The organism is Pseudochrobactrum albidum (genome assembly GCF_051851455.1).
Lineage (GTDB): Bacteria > Pseudomonadota > Alphaproteobacteria > Rhizobiales > Rhizobiaceae > Pseudochrobactrum.
The window spans coordinates 20,568-36,731 of the sequence record NZ_JBPVTR010000022.1; the positions used below are offsets into that span (position 1 = coordinate 20,568).

General features: G+C 52.9%; 17 protein-coding genes. 12 read left to right on the top strand and 5 right to left on the bottom strand.

What is annotated here, in order from left to right:
• Positions 1-181: 181 nt before the first annotated feature.
• Both ACSTTO_RS07385 and acpS read left to right on the top strand, forming a co-directional pair.
• Entirely contained in the window at positions 182-748 is a 567-nt protein-coding gene (locus ACSTTO_RS07385; RefSeq protein ID WP_439272519.1) for a DUF2062 domain-containing protein, read from the top strand.
• Positions 749-760: 12 nt separating this feature from the next.
• Entirely contained in the window at positions 761-1,159 is a 399-nt protein-coding gene (acpS, locus tag ACSTTO_RS07390) for a holo-ACP synthase (RefSeq protein WP_439272520.1), read from the top strand.
• A 20-nt stretch (positions 1,160-1,179) separates the two neighbouring features.
• Here the strand turns inward: acpS and ACSTTO_RS07395 are convergent, their stop codons facing one another.
• The gene (locus tag ACSTTO_RS07395) at positions 1,180-1,629 is read right to left on the bottom strand and encodes a GNAT family N-acetyltransferase (RefSeq protein ID WP_439272521.1); all 450 of its coding nucleotides are present in this window, start codon (positions 1,627-1,629) and stop codon (positions 1,180-1,182) included.
• Positions 1,630-1,941: 312 nt separating this feature from the next.
• On the opposite strand from ACSTTO_RS07395, the gene lepB reads away from it, so the two are divergent.
• The 4 genes from lepB to recO all read left to right on the top strand — a co-directional run bounded on the left by lepB (position 1,942) and on the right by recO (position 5,249).
• Positions 1,942-2,733, top strand: coding sequence for a signal peptidase I (gene lepB, locus ACSTTO_RS07400; protein ID WP_439272835.1), 792 nt, complete (start codon positions 1,942-1,944; stop codon positions 2,731-2,733).
• 54 nt (positions 2,734-2,787) lie between these two features.
• Positions 2,788-3,492 (top strand): ribonuclease III, encoded by a 705-nt coding sequence (gene rnc, locus ACSTTO_RS07405; RefSeq protein WP_439272522.1) that lies wholly within the window; start codon positions 2,788-2,790, stop codon positions 3,490-3,492.
• A 70-nt stretch (positions 3,493-3,562) separates the two neighbouring features.
• Entirely contained in the window at positions 3,563-4,507 is a 945-nt protein-coding gene (gene era / locus ACSTTO_RS07410) for a GTPase Era (protein ID WP_439272523.1), read from the top strand.
• A 13-nt stretch (positions 4,508-4,520) separates the two neighbouring features.
• The gene (gene recO / locus ACSTTO_RS07415; protein ID WP_439272524.1) at positions 4,521-5,249 is read left to right on the top strand and encodes a DNA repair protein RecO; all 729 of its coding nucleotides are present in this window, start codon (positions 4,521-4,523) and stop codon (positions 5,247-5,249) included.
• A gap of 9 nt (positions 5,250-5,258) precedes the next feature.
• Here recO and ACSTTO_RS07420 read toward each other — a convergent pair whose 3' ends face one another.
• On the bottom strand, positions 5,259-6,491 hold the full coding sequence (locus ACSTTO_RS07420) for an MFS transporter (protein ID WP_439272525.1): 1,233 nt from the start codon (positions 6,489-6,491) through the stop codon (positions 5,259-5,261).
• 369 nt (positions 6,492-6,860) lie between these two features.
• Here ACSTTO_RS07420 and nadA point away from each other — a divergent pair, with 369 nt between their 5' ends.
• From nadA to panB, 5 genes are read left to right on the top strand one after another with little or no spacing between them, the layout of a single operon-like run.
• Entirely contained in the window at positions 6,861-7,937 is a 1,077-nt protein-coding gene (gene nadA / locus ACSTTO_RS07425) for a quinolinate synthase NadA (RefSeq protein ID WP_439272526.1), read from the top strand.
• A 10-nt stretch (positions 7,938-7,947) separates the two neighbouring features.
• Positions 7,948-9,498: an L-aspartate oxidase gene (locus ACSTTO_RS07430; protein WP_439272527.1), complete on the top strand. Its 1,551-nt coding sequence runs from the start codon at positions 7,948-7,950 to the stop codon at positions 9,496-9,498.
• Complete coding sequence (gene nadC / locus ACSTTO_RS07435; protein WP_439272528.1) at positions 9,498-10,358, top strand: carboxylating nicotinate-nucleotide diphosphorylase; 861 nt, start codon at positions 9,498-9,500, stop codon at positions 10,356-10,358. Before ACSTTO_RS07430 ends, nadC begins: the two co-directional genes overlap by 1 nt.
• A 41-nt stretch (positions 10,359-10,399) precedes the next feature.
• The gene (gene panC / locus ACSTTO_RS07440) at positions 10,400-11,257 is read left to right on the top strand and encodes a pantoate--beta-alanine ligase (RefSeq protein WP_439272529.1); all 858 of its coding nucleotides are present in this window, start codon (positions 10,400-10,402) and stop codon (positions 11,255-11,257) included.
• A gap of 48 nt (positions 11,258-11,305) precedes the next feature.
• The gene (gene panB / locus ACSTTO_RS07445; RefSeq protein WP_439272530.1) at positions 11,306-12,115 is read left to right on the top strand and encodes a 3-methyl-2-oxobutanoate hydroxymethyltransferase; all 810 of its coding nucleotides are present in this window, start codon (positions 11,306-11,308) and stop codon (positions 12,113-12,115) included.
• 5 nt (positions 12,116-12,120) lie between these two features.
• Here the strand turns inward: panB and ACSTTO_RS07450 are convergent, their stop codons facing one another.
• The 3 genes from ACSTTO_RS07450 to ygfZ are packed head-to-tail and all read right to left on the bottom strand — an operon-like array spanning position 12,121 to position 14,652.
• Complete coding sequence (locus ACSTTO_RS07450; protein ID WP_439272531.1) at positions 12,121-13,125, bottom strand: NUDIX hydrolase; 1,005 nt, start codon at positions 13,123-13,125, stop codon at positions 12,121-12,123.
• Positions 13,118-13,738, bottom strand: coding sequence for a YfbR-like 5'-deoxynucleotidase (locus tag ACSTTO_RS07455; protein ID WP_439272532.1), 621 nt, complete (start codon positions 13,736-13,738; stop codon positions 13,118-13,120). Before ACSTTO_RS07455 ends, ACSTTO_RS07450 begins: the two co-directional genes overlap by 8 nt.
• Positions 13,738-14,652, bottom strand: a complete 915-nt coding sequence (ygfZ, locus tag ACSTTO_RS07460; RefSeq protein ID WP_439272533.1) for a CAF17-like 4Fe-4S cluster assembly/insertion protein YgfZ — start codon at positions 14,650-14,652, stop codon at positions 13,738-13,740. Before ygfZ ends, ACSTTO_RS07455 begins: the two co-directional genes overlap by 1 nt.
• Positions 14,653-14,756: 104 nt before the next feature.
• Here ygfZ and ACSTTO_RS07465 point away from each other — a divergent pair, with 104 nt between their 5' ends.
• Entirely contained in the window at positions 14,757-16,091 is a 1,335-nt protein-coding gene (locus tag ACSTTO_RS07465; RefSeq protein ID WP_439272534.1) for a dihydroorotase, read from the top strand.
• Positions 16,092-16,164: the final 73 nt, after the last annotated feature.

Consider the following 16,164-nt stretch of genomic DNA (forward strand, 5'->3'; position numbering starts at 1 on the left):
AACCTTAATTCTGTATTATGATGATAGCTTCATGGGCAAATTATGCTTATGAAGCGGTTTTGTACTGCCTTTCAGCCTGCCGGTATTCCGGCAGTCTGTTAATATAATGAAAAGATGGCCGGATAAATGGCAGGCAACATAGGCAAGATATGATTGAGATCAGGATGGTGACAGTAGAGTAATGTTGTTCAGACGCAGAGAACCCTTGAGCTTCAGGGAGCGCCTTCGTACAATGATCTGGCCGCGCCGTTCTTTTTCGCGCTCGCTGCGCTATATGGGCAAGCGGATTACCCGCATTACAGCAAGCCCTCATGCTGTGGCGGCGGGGTTGGCTGTGGGTGTTTTTGCAGCTTTCACGCCATTTTTTGGTTTTCATCTCATTTTGGCGGTGGTGCTGGCTTATCTTATCGCCGGCAATATTGCGGCTGCGGCCATCGGCACAGCACTTGCTAATCCGCTGACCATTCCTTTTATCTGGGGCGGCACCTACGAGCTGGGGCGCATGCTTGTGGAAAAACATGCGCATGTTAAGCCTGTGCCGCTGACCGGCCTGCTTGAGAGTGAAGTGTTGCGCCAGATGAGTTTTACCGAGCTGTGGCAGCCGGTTCTCAAGCCGATGCTGCTTGGCTCTCTTGTTATGGGGCTTGGATGCGCGCTGGCTGTCTATGTTGTGACACGTTGGGCAACAATGAATTACCGCCACAGACGCTTGCAGCGTATCAGCATGAGAAAAGTGCAAATCAAATAAAGGCGGGGAATTATGATTATCGGCATCGGCAGTGACCTGATAGATATCCGCCGTATTGAAAAAACGCTGGCCCGCCATGGCAGTCGCTTTACCGAACGGGTTTTTACAGAAAAAGAACGCGCCAAGGCCGAAAGCCGCAAGCTTAAAGCGGCAACTTATGCCAAGCGTTTTGCTGCCAAGGAGGCCTGTTCAAAGGCGCTTGGCACCGGCTTGTCTCAAGGAGTGTTCTGGCGGGATATGGAGGTGGTCAATCTGCCTTCCGGCAAGCCGGCCATGCAGCTAACCAACGGCGCTGCCGCGCGCGTGCAATCCATGCTGCCTGCAGGTATGCAGGCTGTTATTCATTTAAGCATTACCGATGATTATCCGCTGGCGCAGGCCTTTGTCATTATCGAGGCTGTGCCGGCCTGACAGCAGATCAAACGGCAAGGCTAGAGCAATTTGCGATATTGCACAAAGCCGGTTTTATCTGCGATACGGTCATAGAGCTGCATGGCATCATGATTGGTTTCATGTGTCAGCCAGTAAACGCGTGAGCATTTCTGTGCTTTGGCTGCTTTATAAACATGCCCGATCAATGCGCGGCCAAGGCCTTTGCCGCGCATGGCAGGGCTGACATAAAGATCCTGCAAATAGCAATATTGGCCGGTCGTCCATGTGGTGCGGTGATAAATATAATGGACAAAGCCTGCGGCTTGTCCGTCAATCAGGGCGAAAGCGCCGTTCACCGGCTCATTTTCATCCAATATCCTTTTCCAGGTCACATCGCTGACATGACCGGCAATTTCTGTCTTGTAAAACGCCTGATAACCCTTCCATAAAGGCAGCCATGCGGCTTTATCCTGCAGCGTGAATAAACGGATTTCCGGGGAGTGTGTCATGCTTTATGTGCTTCCGTTTTTTGTATTCTCTTCCCGCCTCAAGGCCGGATTGCCCGGCAGCAGGCACAAATTGTGTTTCGATGTAATAATTTGAACAAGTTTCAGGATCAAAACGGCTCGTCTTTTAAGTCATGAAATGCGGGGTGCAAAAGCAAGAGCCGGTATGCCGGTTTCTGTTTAAAAACCGGCATAGTTGCGGGTTTTCTGCATCATTGCAGGGATAGCAGATCATTGTCTGCGAGTTCTTGATTGCTTCATGGCTTTTGAGGCGTTAAGAGTTGCATGATAAAACGCGCACGAAAGCGGAGAAAAATCAGCTTGTCCAGCAAAAGCGAAGTTAAAAAATCAGGCGGTGTCGGCGAACTCGTCAGTATCATTGTGCAGGCATTATTGCTGGCACTGGTCATCCGCACCTTATTGTTTCAGCCTTTCAGTATTCCGTCGGGCTCCATGCGCCCAACCCTTCTTGAGGGTGATTATCTGTTTGTTTCCAAATATGCCTATGGCTATTCGAAATATTCGCTTCCCCTCTCGCCGGATCTGTTTGAAGGCCGCATCTGGGGCGCAGAGCCAAAACGCGGCGATGTGGTCGTGTTTAAACTGCCAAGTGATACCAGCATTGATTATATCAAACGCGTTGTCGGCTTGCCGGGGGATCGTATCCAGATGCGTGATGGCGTGCTCTATATCAATGATGTTGCGGTCAAGCGCGAAAAGGTGGGCGAAATCAATAATCCGGATGTAACAGAGCAGAACCGTCCGGTTGAAGTTTATCGCGAAACCCTGCCAAACGGCATTTCCTATGATACGCTTGATCTGGTGCCCAATGGTGTTGGCGATAATACCCGTGTGTTTGAGGTGCCTGCCGGGCATTATTTTATGATGGGGGATAATCGCGATAATTCACTCGATAGCCGTTTTTCGGTGGGCTATGTGCCTTATGAAAATCTGGTAGGCCGTGCCAATGTGATTTTCTTCTCGATTTCCGGCAAATACAGTCCGCTGGAAATCTGGCGCTGGCCGGAGCATCTGCGTTTCAACCGCCTGTTTGATTGGGTAGGCGCCACGGAAAATCCTAAATCTGCTGTAGCAACAAATAATTGATGTGTGTTTTGACTGATCTGAACGCTGTAAATGCTGCTGGTCGGGAGCTTGCCAATGGTTTCTGAGCAGCAGCGCATAAAAATATTGCAGGAAAAAACCGGCCATATTTTTATTGATCATGCGCGTCTTGCGCGGGCTTTGACGCATTCAAGCGCGCGCCCGCAATCGGGGGCGAATTATGAGCGGCTGGAATTTCTGGGTGACAGGGTGCTCGGGCTGATTGTGGCTGAAATGCTGTTTTCTGCTTTCCCTGATGCGCCGGAAGGTGAGTTATCGGTGCGTCTTAACGCGCTGGTCAGTGCAGAAGGTTGCGCCTCTGTTGCCGATGAAATCGGGCTTGGCGATTTGATTGAGACCGGGTCAGATATTAAAAGCCTGAATGACAAGCGCCTGCTTAATGTGCGAGCCGATGTGATTGAGGCGCTGATTGCTACAATTTATCTGGATGGCGGGCTGGAAGCGGCACGCGGATTTGTGCTTAAATATTGGCAGCCCCGCTCTATGGTGAGCGATGCGGCACGCCGCGATGCCAAAACAGAATTGCAGGAATGGGCGCATCAACAGGGCAAACAACAGGGTAAATTGCAGCCTATCTATACTATTATCAGCCGCTCAGGCCCCGATCATGAGCCTGTTTTTGTGGTTGAGGTGGTGATAGACGGATTTCAGCCGGCCAGGGGCACAGGCCGCTCCAAGCGGATTGCCGAGCAAAATGCGGCGGAAATCATGCTGTGCCGTGAAGGTGTGTGGCAGAAATAACGGTTCACCGGATAGGAAAGCCTGATTGATGCAGGCTTTTGATACAGCATCTGCTTAAAAAGAGATAAAAATGACAGAGATAAACCATCCGCAGGGTGATAAGGCCACAGGTGCAGATGCGCAAACCCGTTCAGGTTTTGTGGCGTTGATTGGTGCGCCGAATGCAGGAAAATCCACCTTGGTGAACCGCCTTGTCGGCACCAAGGTTTCAATTGTGACGCATAAAGTGCAAACAACCCGCGCCTTGGTGCGCGGTATCGTCACCGAGGATCAGACCCAGATCGTGCTGGTGGATACGCCGGGCATTTTCAAGCCGAAGCGCCGCCTTGACCGCGCCATGGTTACAACGGCCTGGGGCGGTGCGCGTGATGCGGATGTGCTGCTGATTTTGCTTGATGCACAGGGCGGATTGAATGAGCAGGCAGCAACCTTGCTGGCCGGCCTTGAAAATATCCGCCAGCCTAAAGTGCTGATCCTTAACAAGGTTGATCGTGTTGATCCGCCAAAATTGCTTGATCTGGCGCAAAAAGCCAATGAGAAAGTCAAGTTTGACAGCACATTCATGATCTCGGCGCTGACGGGCTCAGGTTGCGGGGATTTGTTGAAATATCTGGTTGGCAGAATGCCTTATGGTCCGTGGTATTATCCTGAAGATCAGATATCCGATATGCCAATGCGCCAGCTGGCTGCGGAAGTGACCCGTGAGAAGCTTTATCTGCGCCTGCATGAGGAGCTGCCTTATTCCTCAACGGTGGAAACCGAAAAATGGGAAGAGCGCAAGGACGGATCGGTGCGCATTGAGCAGGTGATATATGTGGAGCGCGACAGCCAGAAAAAAATTGTGCTTGGAGCAAAGGGCGAGACAATCAAGGCAATAGGTCAGGCTGCACGCAAGGAAATTTCAGAAATTCTTGAACAGCCTGTGCATCTGTTTTTATTTGTTAAAGTGCGCGATAATTGGGGCAATGATCCTGAGCGTTACCGTGAGATGGGGCTGGAATTTCCTAATTCCTGAAGGATAGCAGATTATGGAGTGGCGTGACGAGGGCATTATTCTCGGCACAAGGCGGCATGGCGAGACCAGTGCCATTGTGGAGGTAATGACCCGCGCCCATGGCCGCCATCTGGGGGTGGTGCGCGGCGGACGCTCCAAACGCATGCAGCCGATGCTTCAGGTTGGCAATCATGTATCCTTGCACTGGTGGGCGCGTCTTGATGAGCATCTGGGCTCCTATCAGATTGAGCCATTAAATTTTTCTGCCGCACGGTTGATTGATCTTCCGGTGGCGCTGTTTGGTATCCAGCTGGCGGCTGCTCATTTGCGGCTGTTGCCGGAGCGTGACCCGCATGAAAGTCTTTATGAAACCTTGCAGCTTTTGCTTGAGCATTGCGATGCTCCCTTTTCTGCAGGGGAGCTGGTGCTGCGTTTTGAGCTGATATTGCTGGAAGAACTGGGCTTTGGCCTTGACCTTAAAAGCTGTGCGGCCACCGGCGCAACAGAGGATCTTATTTATGTTTCTCCCAAGAGCGGCCGCGCTGTCAGCCGCTCTGCCGGTGCGCCATGGGCAGACAGATTGCTGCCAATGCCGCAATTTGTGCGCAATACACGGCTGCGGGCGGAAAATTTGGATGATATATATGCGGCTTTCCGGCTGACAGGTTTTTTCTTTGCCCGCCATGTCTGGGAGCCGCGCGGGCTGGGGCAGCCGGAGGCGCGCTCCGGCTTTATCGCGGCTCTGAGCCGCGCTGTTTCCTGAATTTTAAAATCATGCTGCGGCCAGTGCAGGGCGCTGCACTGCAACCTCACGGATTGGCAAGTGGATAAGAGCCGCAAACAGGCCAAGTATGATGCTCAGCCACCACACTGCATCATAGCTGTTATAAAGCTGATAGAGTGTGCCGCCGAGCCAGACGCCGATGAATGAGCCGATCTGATGCGAGAAAAACACCATGCCGCCGAGCATTCCCAGATGGCGGGTGCCAAACATGGTGGCAACAAGACCATTGGTTGGCGGAACAGTAGAGAGCCATAGCAAGCCCATAATAGCTGAAAAAATCAGCACGCTGGTGCCTGATTGCGGCAGCAGGATAAAGCCGGCAACCAAAATTGAGCGCAGAAAATAGATCAGCGCCAGCATTTTGGGCTTGGAACTGGTCTGACCAAGAATGCCGGAACCGAGCGAGCCGATAATATTGAAAAAGCCGATCAGCGCCAATCCCCAGACCGCATAATGTTTATCCACGCCGATATCGGAAATATAGGCAGGAAAATGCGTGGTGATAAAAGCAACCTGAAAGCCGCAGACAAAAAAACCGGCAGTGAGAAACAAATAGCTTTTATGGCTCAGGGCTTCTTTAAGCGCCTCAAAAACTGTTTGCGTGCTATGGGTATCCGGCAGGCTGGCATTGGCCGCATTGCCGCGCAGCGGAATGGCAAGCAGCGGCACCAAAAGCATGGCGGCGCTAAGCCAGACCAGAGCATCTGACCAGCCAAACCGCTCAATCAAGCCCAGCGAGACCGGCGCAAAGGCAAACATTCCGGCAGAACCGGCTGCCGTGCCAAGGCCAAAAACAAGGCTGCGTTGCTGTGCGCTGACATGGCGTGCAAAGGCAGAGAGCACAATGCCGTAAGAGCCGGCGGCAACACCAAGGCCAACCAGCACGCCGCCGCCGATATGCAGGGCAAGCGGGGTATCGGCATAAGCCATCAGCAACAGGCCTGCGGCATAAAACAAGCCCGACATCAAAAGCACCCGCCATGAGCCGTATTTATCGGCAATAATGCCAAACAGCGGCTGGCCTGCGCCCCAGAACAGGTTTTGCAAAGCCATTGCCAGGCCGAAAGTGCTGCGATCCCAGCCCTTGTCACCGATCATGGGCAGTTGAAAAAAACCCATTGCCGAGCGGGGGCCGAAGGTGAGAAAGGTGATGAGGCAGCCTGCAATGATGATCAGCCATGGCATGGAAGGACTGCGATAATTTTGCTGTGGTGATGACATGCTGTACGTACTTTCAGCGGATATGCCGATAAAAATATTGTGTAATAGCGATTACAATATTTTTTCTCCGCTTGAAAGACCTTTGATAAAAAATGCTTTTTTCATAGAGCTTAATTATTGATTTTAAAGTCTTATCATAAACTATCAGCTTTCCGATCCTCATCGGATATTATATCACGCAGATTAATTTTGCTCTGTTTGAGCAAAATAATTTCTTGTCATAAAACCGTAAAGGAATTAAAGATTCGCGCCACGGTTCAACTGCTTTATTTTTTACAGGTTCTTTATGCTCTGTTTGAGTATAAATAAGGACAAGCAGTTTCAGGGAAGAGGAGAGGGCAGCTTTGCCGCTGCTTTATGAGGCGCAAAATGACAATAGCTACCAGCGGGGATAATTTGAATGCGGGGGAAATCCGCAGCGCGGCAGAGCGTTTTGGCATTCTGGAAATGCCGTCTCTGGAATATACGCCGCAGATTGCAGCGGAGACCGAGCATCTCTATCAGCGCGTGGCGCATCATATTCCGCGCATTGAATGGCCTGCCTATGCACCTTATGTGGCAGCGATTAACCGTATCAAAAAACAGCGCAATGCGGTTATCCTCGCCCATAATTATCAGACACCGGAAATTTTTCATTGTGTTGCGGATATTGTCGGCGACAGCCTGCAACTGGCGCGGGAGGCTGCCCGTGTTGATGCTGATATTATTGTGCAATGCGGCGTGCATTTCATGGCTGAGACCTCAAAACTGCTCAGCCCCGAAAAAACAGTATTGATGCCGGATATGAAGGCGGGCTGTTCGCTGGCTGAATCCATCACCGGTGCTGATGTGCGCCTGCTGCGTGAGACCTATCCGGGCGTGCCGATTGTGACCTATGTCAACACCTCCGCCGAGGTGAAGGCCGAGAGCGATATTTGCTGCACCTCCGCCAATGCCGTGCAGGTGGTGGAGAGTTTTGGCGCAGATCGTGTGCTTTGCATTCCCGATGAATTTCTGGCGCAGAATGTGGCAGCGCAAACCTCTGTTAAAGTGCTGACATGGAAAGGCCGGTGCGAGGTGCATGAGCGCTTTACAGCGGATGAGTTGCTGGCCTATCGCGCCGGTGATCCGGCAATCCGCATCATTGCCCATCCGGAGTGCCCGCCGGAAGTGGTGGCTGTGGCTGACTTTGCCGGCTCCACCAAGGGTATGATTGATTATGTGCGTGACAATCGTCCAGCCAAGGTGATGTTGGTGACAGAATGCTCAATGGCCGCCAATATTGCAGCAGAAGTGCCGGAGGTTGAATTTGTCAAACCCTGCAATCTCTGCCCGCATATGAAGCGTATTACCCTGCCGAAAATTCTTGATACGCTGGTGAATATGAGCGGTGAAATTTTGGTGGATGCCACTGTGGCTGCCAAAGCACGGCAGGCGGTGGAACGCATGATCAACCTCAAAAACTGACGGCATGATGATGAGCACAAAACCCGACCGGATTATTATTGTCGGCGGCGGGCTGGCAGGGCTTTTTTGCGCTCTGCAACTTCAGCCTTTACCGGTAACGGTGATTGCGGCGGCGCCCGTCGGGCAGGGGGCATCCTCTGCATGGGCGCAGGCCGGTATTGCTGCCGCTGTGTCATCTGACGATACGGTGGAAAACCATGTGCGGGATACGCTGATGGCCGGTGATGGTATTGTGGATGAGGATATTATCCGCATGATGGCGTCATCCGCCTCAGCCCGTGTGCATGATCTTTTGCAGCTTGGCGTGCCGTTTGACCGCGATCTGGCCGGCCGGTTGCAGGTCTCGCGTGAGGCCGCACACAGCCATAACCGTATTGTGCGGGTGCGCGGTGATATGGCAGGGCGGGCTATTATGCAGGCGCTGGTTGCCAAAGTGCGGCAAACCCCATCTGTAACATTGATTGAAAATGCCTGCGCCTATCAGCTGTTAGCGGATGCCAATACTGTCAACGGGCTTATCATCCGCCATGCGGATGGCCGGGATCAGATTTTGCCTGCCCGTCATGTGGTGATTGCCACTGGCGGTATTGGCCATCTCTATCAGGTCACAACCAATCCGGCTGAGGCCAGCGGATCCGGTATTGGTATGGCGGCGCAAGCCGGCGCGCTTCTGGCGGATATGGAATTTGTGCAGTTTCACCCGACAGCATTGGATGTAAAAGCCGATCCGGCGCCATTGGCAACTGAAGCTTTGCGCGGCCACGGCGCACATCTTGTCAATAAGGCCGGTGAACGTTTTATGCTGCGTCATGATCCTGCCGCCGAAATGGCGCCGCGTGATGTGGTGGCGCGCGGTATTTATGAAGAGGTTATGAGCGGGCGCGGCGCCTATCTTGATTGCACAAGGGCAATTGGCAAGAATTTTGCGCAGGAGTTCCCGACAGTTTATGCCTATTGTCAGGCCGCCGGTATTGATCCGGCATATGATCTCATCCCCGTTGTGCCGGCAGCGCATTATTTTATGGGGGGTATTTTGACCGATATGGATGGCCGCACAACGGTTAATGGCCTGTGGGCTTGCGGCGAGGCGGCATCCACCGGCGCGCATGGCGCCAATCGGCTGGCGTCAAACTCCTTGCTTGAGGCCGTGGTATTTGCCGCACGGGTGGCTGATGCGATCAGGCAATTGCCGCAGGGCACATCTGTGTCACAACCTGATATAATGCTTTGCAAGGTGCGGAGCCGGCCGGATTATACAGCCGCAATGCAGCAATTGCGCTCTGTTATGAGCCGCAGTTTTGGCGTTATACGCAGGCAGGATCAGATGTTGCAGGGGCTGCAACAGATCCGGCAGCTGGCACGGCATAATGATAATCCGGTTTTTGCCAATTGTCTTGCCACTGCGGAAGTACTTGCTGTGTCTGCCCTTGCACGCAAAGAAAGCCGTGGCGGGCATTATCGCAGCGATTATCCTGAAAGCTCAGTCATCTGGCAGCATCGCTCGATGATGACACTGGAAGATGCCAGACACACATATAATTTTTTAGCGGAAACTGCCTGATGAAAACTGTTTATCCTTCTGTTCTGCCGCGCCCGCTGGTTGAAGAGGCTGTGCGCCATGCGCTGCTTGAAGATCTGGGGCGCGCAGGTGATATGACCAGCCATGCCACAATTGCTCCGGATAAACAGGCAATAGCAGTTTTGAGCAGCCGTGAGGACGGTGTGCTTGCCGGTCTGGATTTTGTGCGCACTGCTTTCACACAGATTGATCCGTCTCTGGATGTTGCAATTATGGTTGCAGATGCAACCCGCATTAAAAAGGGGCAGGAGATTGCCCGTATCAGCGGCAATGCGCGTGCCATTCTTTCGGCTGAGCGTGTGGCACTTAATTATCTTATGGTTTTATCCGGCATTGCCACTTATACAGCCCGTTTTGCTGATAAGATTGCCCATACGCGGGCAAAAATTTGCGATACGCGCAAAACCATGCCGGGCATGCGCGCCTTTGCCAAATATGCGGTGCGATGCGGCGGCGGTGCCAATCACCGTTTCGGGCTGGATGATGCGGTGCTGATCAAAGATAATCATATTGCTGTTGCAGGCGGGGTTAAACAGGCTGTTGAGGCTGCGCGCGGCTTTGTCGGCCATCTGGTGAAGATCGAGGTTGAGGTTGATACGCTTGAGCAGATGAAGGAAGCCCTTTGCGTGCAGGCTGATGTGATTCTTCTTGATAATATGCCGCCGCAAATGCTTGTTAAAGCAGTGGAAATTAATGCCGGACGTGCAAAACTTGAGGCATCAGGCAATATTAATTTCGATACGGTAAAGGCTGTGGCCGAGAGTGGGGTTGACTATATTTCAACATCAAAAATCACGATGTCTGCACCAACTCTGGATGTTGGGCTGGATATTGTTGTCTGAATGATTAGGCATAGCTGCCATGATGATCAGGAAGTGAACCTATGCAACTGATAAGCAGGATTGCAGATTTACGTGCGGCGCTGCGCGCCGAACGCATAAGCGGCAGGAGCATTGGCTTTGTGCCGACAATGGGTTATTTGCATATTGGTCATCTCACATTGGTTAAAAAAAGCCAGCAGCAATGTGACGTGTCTGTGGTGTCGATTTTTGTCAACCCCACGCAGTTTGCACCCAATGAAGACCTGGCGCAATATCCGCGTGATCTGCCCCGCGATCTGCAATTGCTGGAACAGCAGGGCTGTGATTATGTTTTTGCGCCCGATGTGGATGAGATGTATCCCGATGGCAACGGTAAAACCTCCGCTTATGTGGATGCGGGAGAGCTTTCTTCCATCCTGATGGGACGATTGCGCCCGCATCATTTTCGTGGTGTGGCAACAGTGGTGAGCAAATTGTTCAACATTGTGCAACCGGATAAAGCCTATTTCGGCGAGAAAGATTATCAGCAACTGGCCGTTATTAAACGCATGGTGGCAGATCTCAATCAGCCGGTGGAGGTGATCGGTGTGCCAACCGTGCGTGAGGCTGACGGGCTTGCCTGCTCATCACGCAACACGCTTTTGAGTGCGCAAGACCGCGCTGCTGCGGTTATTCTGTCGCAGGCGCTGCAATTGGCGCAAGTTTTGGTCAATCAGGGTGAGCGTTCGGTTTTTGCATTGCGCGAGGCTGTGATTAATAAATTGCAGCAGGAACCGCGCGGGCAAATTGAGGCGGTAGATATTCGTGATGCTGAAACACTGGCTGAAATTGCGGAGCAACTCACCGCGCCGGCTGTGCTGTTGCTTACTGTGCGTTTTGGCAACACCCGCCTGATTGATCAGCATGTGCTGCGCCTTTAACGCACAGAGAGCAAAGAGGGCAGGCGGGAAAGGCCTGAGGAGAAAAGCATGAGTGTTCAAAAAGAAATTCGCCGCATGACAGTGCCGGAAATCCGCGCCCGTAAAGGTGGTGTGCCGCTGGTATCCCTCACAGCCTATCATGCCCACACGGCTGCAATTGTTGACCGCTATACGGATTTTATGCTGGTGGGTGATAGTGTCGGCATGGTGATGCATGGCATGGAATCAACCATCGGCGTAACTCTGGAAATGATGATTATGCATGGGCAGGCGGTGATGCGTGGCTCATCGCGTGCTCTGGTTGTGGTGGATATGCCTTTCGGCTCCTATGAGGAGAGCCCGCAGGTTGCTTTTCGTAATGCCGCACGCATTATGGCGCAAACCGGCTGCGGTGCGGTCAAGCTTGAGGGCGGCGTGCAAATGGCTGAGACGATCAGCTTCTTGACCAAGCGCGGCATTCCGGTGCTGGCGCATATTGGCCTCACGCCGCAGGCTGTGCATGTGATGGGCGGCTATAAGGTGCAGGGGCGTGATCAGGCGCTGCGGGATTTGCTGCGGCAAGATGCGCAGGCGGTTGCCGATGCCGGCGCTTTCGGCATTGTGCTGGAAGGCATTGTTGAGCCGCTGGCGCGGGAGATTACGGCACAGGTTAATGTGCCGACTATCGGTATCGGCGCATCAGCGGCATGTGACGGGCAAATTCTGGTGCTGGAAGATATGCTGGGTCTGAACGAGAAGCCTGCAAAATTTGTTCGTCAATATGGCGCTGTTGGCGCAGCCATTGATGAGGCGGTAAAGGCTTATGCAGAAGATGTGAAAAGCCGCAATTTTCCCGATGAACGGCATATCTACCGTTGAACCGGTTATCTCTGGGAGAGCGTTACCTTTAATCCCGGTGCGGGGCGCTCTTCCAGAACCGCGCGGCGGAAGCGGTAAAGTGCAGCCGGCCGTCCGCGCTGCTGGCTGAGGCTGGCGCCGGTTGGCTCCACCAGTTCGGCATTTTCTACCAGACGGCGAAAATTCTGCTTGTGCAGGTGGCGGCCGGAAATTGCCTCAACAGCTTCCTGCAAGGCAGTGAGGGTAAAGCAATCGGGCATCAGCTCAAAAATGACTGGCCGGTATTTCAGCTTGGCGCGCAGGCGGGCAATCGCGGTTGCGAGAATACGGCGATGGTCAAACACCATGGCCTTGCCGGTATGGCGTTGCAATGCTTCCAGTCGCGCTGTTGCGCTGACTGTACCGTCAATGGTTGCCTCGCGCACCAAACCTGCTTCATAAAGCAGCTCATAGCGTTCCAGCACCCGCTCTTCATCCCATTGAATGCCATCCGTGCCAAAGGCAAGGCGCAAGCGCGTCAGGCGCGGCAATTGGTGCAGCTCATAGGCAGGGCGGCTGCGCTTGTCGCTTTGCGCCCATTCACGCAAGGCGGGGATAATAAGCTGGTCGATCAATGCAGGCTTGCCATTGCGCCAGTCTTCCCATGGCAAAAAATCATACCAATATTGCCAGTCATTTTCCGGCTGTTCACCACTTTGACGGGTGAGCGCCAGATAGCCGACAGAGATGACATGAATATCATCGCTTGGCGTGGAGGATTTGGCACGGCCGCGATCGCCAAAAGTATAGAGTTGCTCCACATAGCCAAGGCGCAAGGCTGTCTGCGCCTCAACCCATAAGCGCAGCCCCGTCTCCAATGTACGGTGCTTCAGCGGATCAAACCGCCCGTAGGGCAGCGAAAGCGCGGTTGAAACCTCATGGGCAGCGGGCATTTCATGATCATCCGAGCAGAGAATAACCGGCCGGTTATTGCTGATCGTCACAATCGCAGCACTTAAACCCACCTCAACAACAGCGGAAACATCAGCCATGAATTTGTGTCTCCAATGCGTTGAAACGGTTGATAAAAGCCTGTTCTATTTCAGCAGTAGGCCGTGGCGATAAATCAAACTGTCCGGCATGGAAACCGCGTGGACGGCCAAAAAACTCTGCGGCTTCTGCCATGCTGAAACCGGCAAGCTCTGTAGCCTCAAAATAAGCGGCAATAATGTCTGCCTTTTTAATCGCTTTTTTTAAAACTGCAGGAATGTTTGCAGGCAGGGAAAAGCGCAGATGAATAGCAGCTTCCAGCCGCGCTTCAATCTGCTTATAGGCACCGCCCATCACCGCTTTGAAAGGGGATATCATATCGCCGATCACATATTCCGGTGCGTCATGCAAAAGCGCCGATAGCTGATGCTGCAAAGGCGCACCCGGATTTTGCTCGCGGAAAATCTGCTCCACCAAAAGCGAATGCTGCGCCACGGAATAGGCATGTTCACCACAGGTCTGGCCATTCCAGCGCGCAACGCGCGCCAGACCGTGGGCAATATCGCTGATTTCAATATCCAGCGGCGAGGGATCAAGCAGATCCAGCCTGCGGCCGGACAGCATACGCTGCCATGCCCGCACCGGCCTTGTTTTGGAACCGCCGGATAGTGCCATTACTCTGCCGCTCCTTCAGGAAAGCTGAATTTAGCATAGGCAGGGATGGCAAGTTTCACTTCCCTGTCACCGGCCAAAAGCGGAATATTCTTGTCCAGCGCATCTTTGACGCGGTCAATGCGCACAAGAGCAAGCCCGTTGCTGCCATGAACACTGCGCAAGGTTCCTATCTCCTTGCCGTCTGCGGTAATCGGCGTATCGGCATCAGGAAGGGTGGCCGGTGCTGTTGCCTGCAAAATCCGGCGCCGCGCAGTGCCGCGATGCTGCATACGGGAGACAACTTCCTGCCCCACAAAACACCCCTTTTTGAAAGAGACACCGTTAAATTGCTCAAGATTGATATCATGCGGAAAAACATCATTCATGATAAAATCCGCCCCGCCTTCGGCAATGCCGTAGCGGATACGTAACGCTGTCCATGCATCGCGCTCACATTGTGTGGCGGGTGCCGCATTGCCGCTCTCGGCATAATAGCGCAAAACACGGGCTTCTTGCGGGAAGCGTTCATCACGCATGACCTGATAAGTTTCACGGGCAATTGAATCAATTTCTGAAGTGGTTGAATCAGTTTTCCAACCTGTTCTGATAATTGATTCATTTAAAACGATAATTTCCGCTTTGGCACGCAGGCGATAAAGCGTGAGGCGCTTGGCAAAAGCCTCTGCCATATCTTTGGTAATATCAATACGAAAGCCATTTTCCGTCCGCGAGATCAGAAAATCAAACTGGATCTTGCCTTGCGGGCTGAGCAGTGCCGATGCACGCACAATGTTATTTTCAAGAGAAGTCAGATCAGCGGTGAAGATGGCTTGCAGAAAATGTTCTGCATCAGGCCCGCGCACAAGGATTTGCGTGCGGTTGTCAAAATTTCCGGTTATTCCGGTAAACAGAGGTAAAGGTTCTGTCGTTGTCATATCAACTTTCCGGTTTATAAAGCAGTGCAGATGCAATTATCTTGCTATTCGTCATTTTGTTACGTAAGCCGCAGCGCGAGTAATCGCAAGACAGGAGAGCGCGAATGACCACAACATTCGATACGATTTTCAAAGGCGCAACCGTTGTCAATCATGATGGCAGCGCCGTGCGTGATATTGGTGTTAAAAATGGTCGTATCACGGCTATAGGTTTCCTGTCAGAAAATGCTGCTGGCGAGGTTATCAATTGCGCAGGCCTGCATATTTTGCCGGGCGTTGTGGATAGTCAGGTGCATTTTCGCGAGCCGGGGCTGGAGCATAAGGAAGATTTGCAAACCGGTTCGCTTGCCGCTGTGCTCGGCGGGGTGACCTCAGTGTTTGAGATGCCCAATACCAAGCCCTTGACAACCTCAGCGGAAGCACTGGCCGATAAGGTGAAGCGCGGCACGCATCGCATGCATTGCGATTTTGCCTTCTGGGTTGGCGGCACGCGTGACAATGCCAAAGATGTGGCAGAGCTTGAGCGCCTGCCGGGTGCTGCAGGCATCAAGGTCTTTATGGGTTCTTCAACCGGAGATCTTCTGGTGGAGGATGATGAGGGGGTTGCATCCATCCTGCGCAATACACGCCGCCGCGCGGCATTTCACTCGGAGGATGAGTTCCGCCTGCGTGAGCGTGAAGGGCTGCGTGTTGAAAATGATCCGTCCAGCCATCCGCTCTGGCGTGATGAGGTTGCGGCATTAACCTGCACGCAGCGTTTGGTGCGCATTGCCCGAAAAACCGGTGCGCGCATTCATGTGCTGCATATTTCTACCGCTGAAGAAATTGAATTTCTTAAAGATTATAAGGATGTGGCCACCTGCGAGGCAACCCCGCATCACCTGACATTATGCTCAGAAGATTATAAAACACTTGGCAATCTTATTCAGATGAACCCGCCGGTGCGCGATGCACGCCACCGTGATGGCATCTGGCAGGGGATCGGGCAGGGTGTTGTGGATGTTCTCGGCTCTGACCATGCGCCCCATACATTGCAGGAAAAGCAGAAGCCTTATCCCGCCTCACCATCCGGCATGACCGGTGTGCAGACATTGGTGCCGGTCATGCTTGACCATGTCAATGCGGGCCGTCTGTCGCTGGAGCGTTTTGTTGATCTGTCATCCCATGGCCCGAACCGCATTTTCGGCATGGCGCGCAAGGGGCGTATTGCCGTTGGCTATGATGCGGATCTGACAATTGTGGATATGAAGTGCAGCGTGACAATTACCCATGAACAGGCTGGCTCCAAAGCAGGCTGGACACCTTATCACGGCAAAAAGGTAACCGGCTGGCCGGTTGGCACAATTGTGCGCGGGCATAAGGTGATGTGGGAAGGCGAGATTGTTAATCCGGCACTGGGTGAGCCGGTTGAATTTATTGAAGCACTGCCGGCACGATAAAACGGCAGCGGCCAAAGCATCCGGAAGGGTGAAACTTGTTGAATAAAACGAAAACGCCGGAAATTCCGGCGTT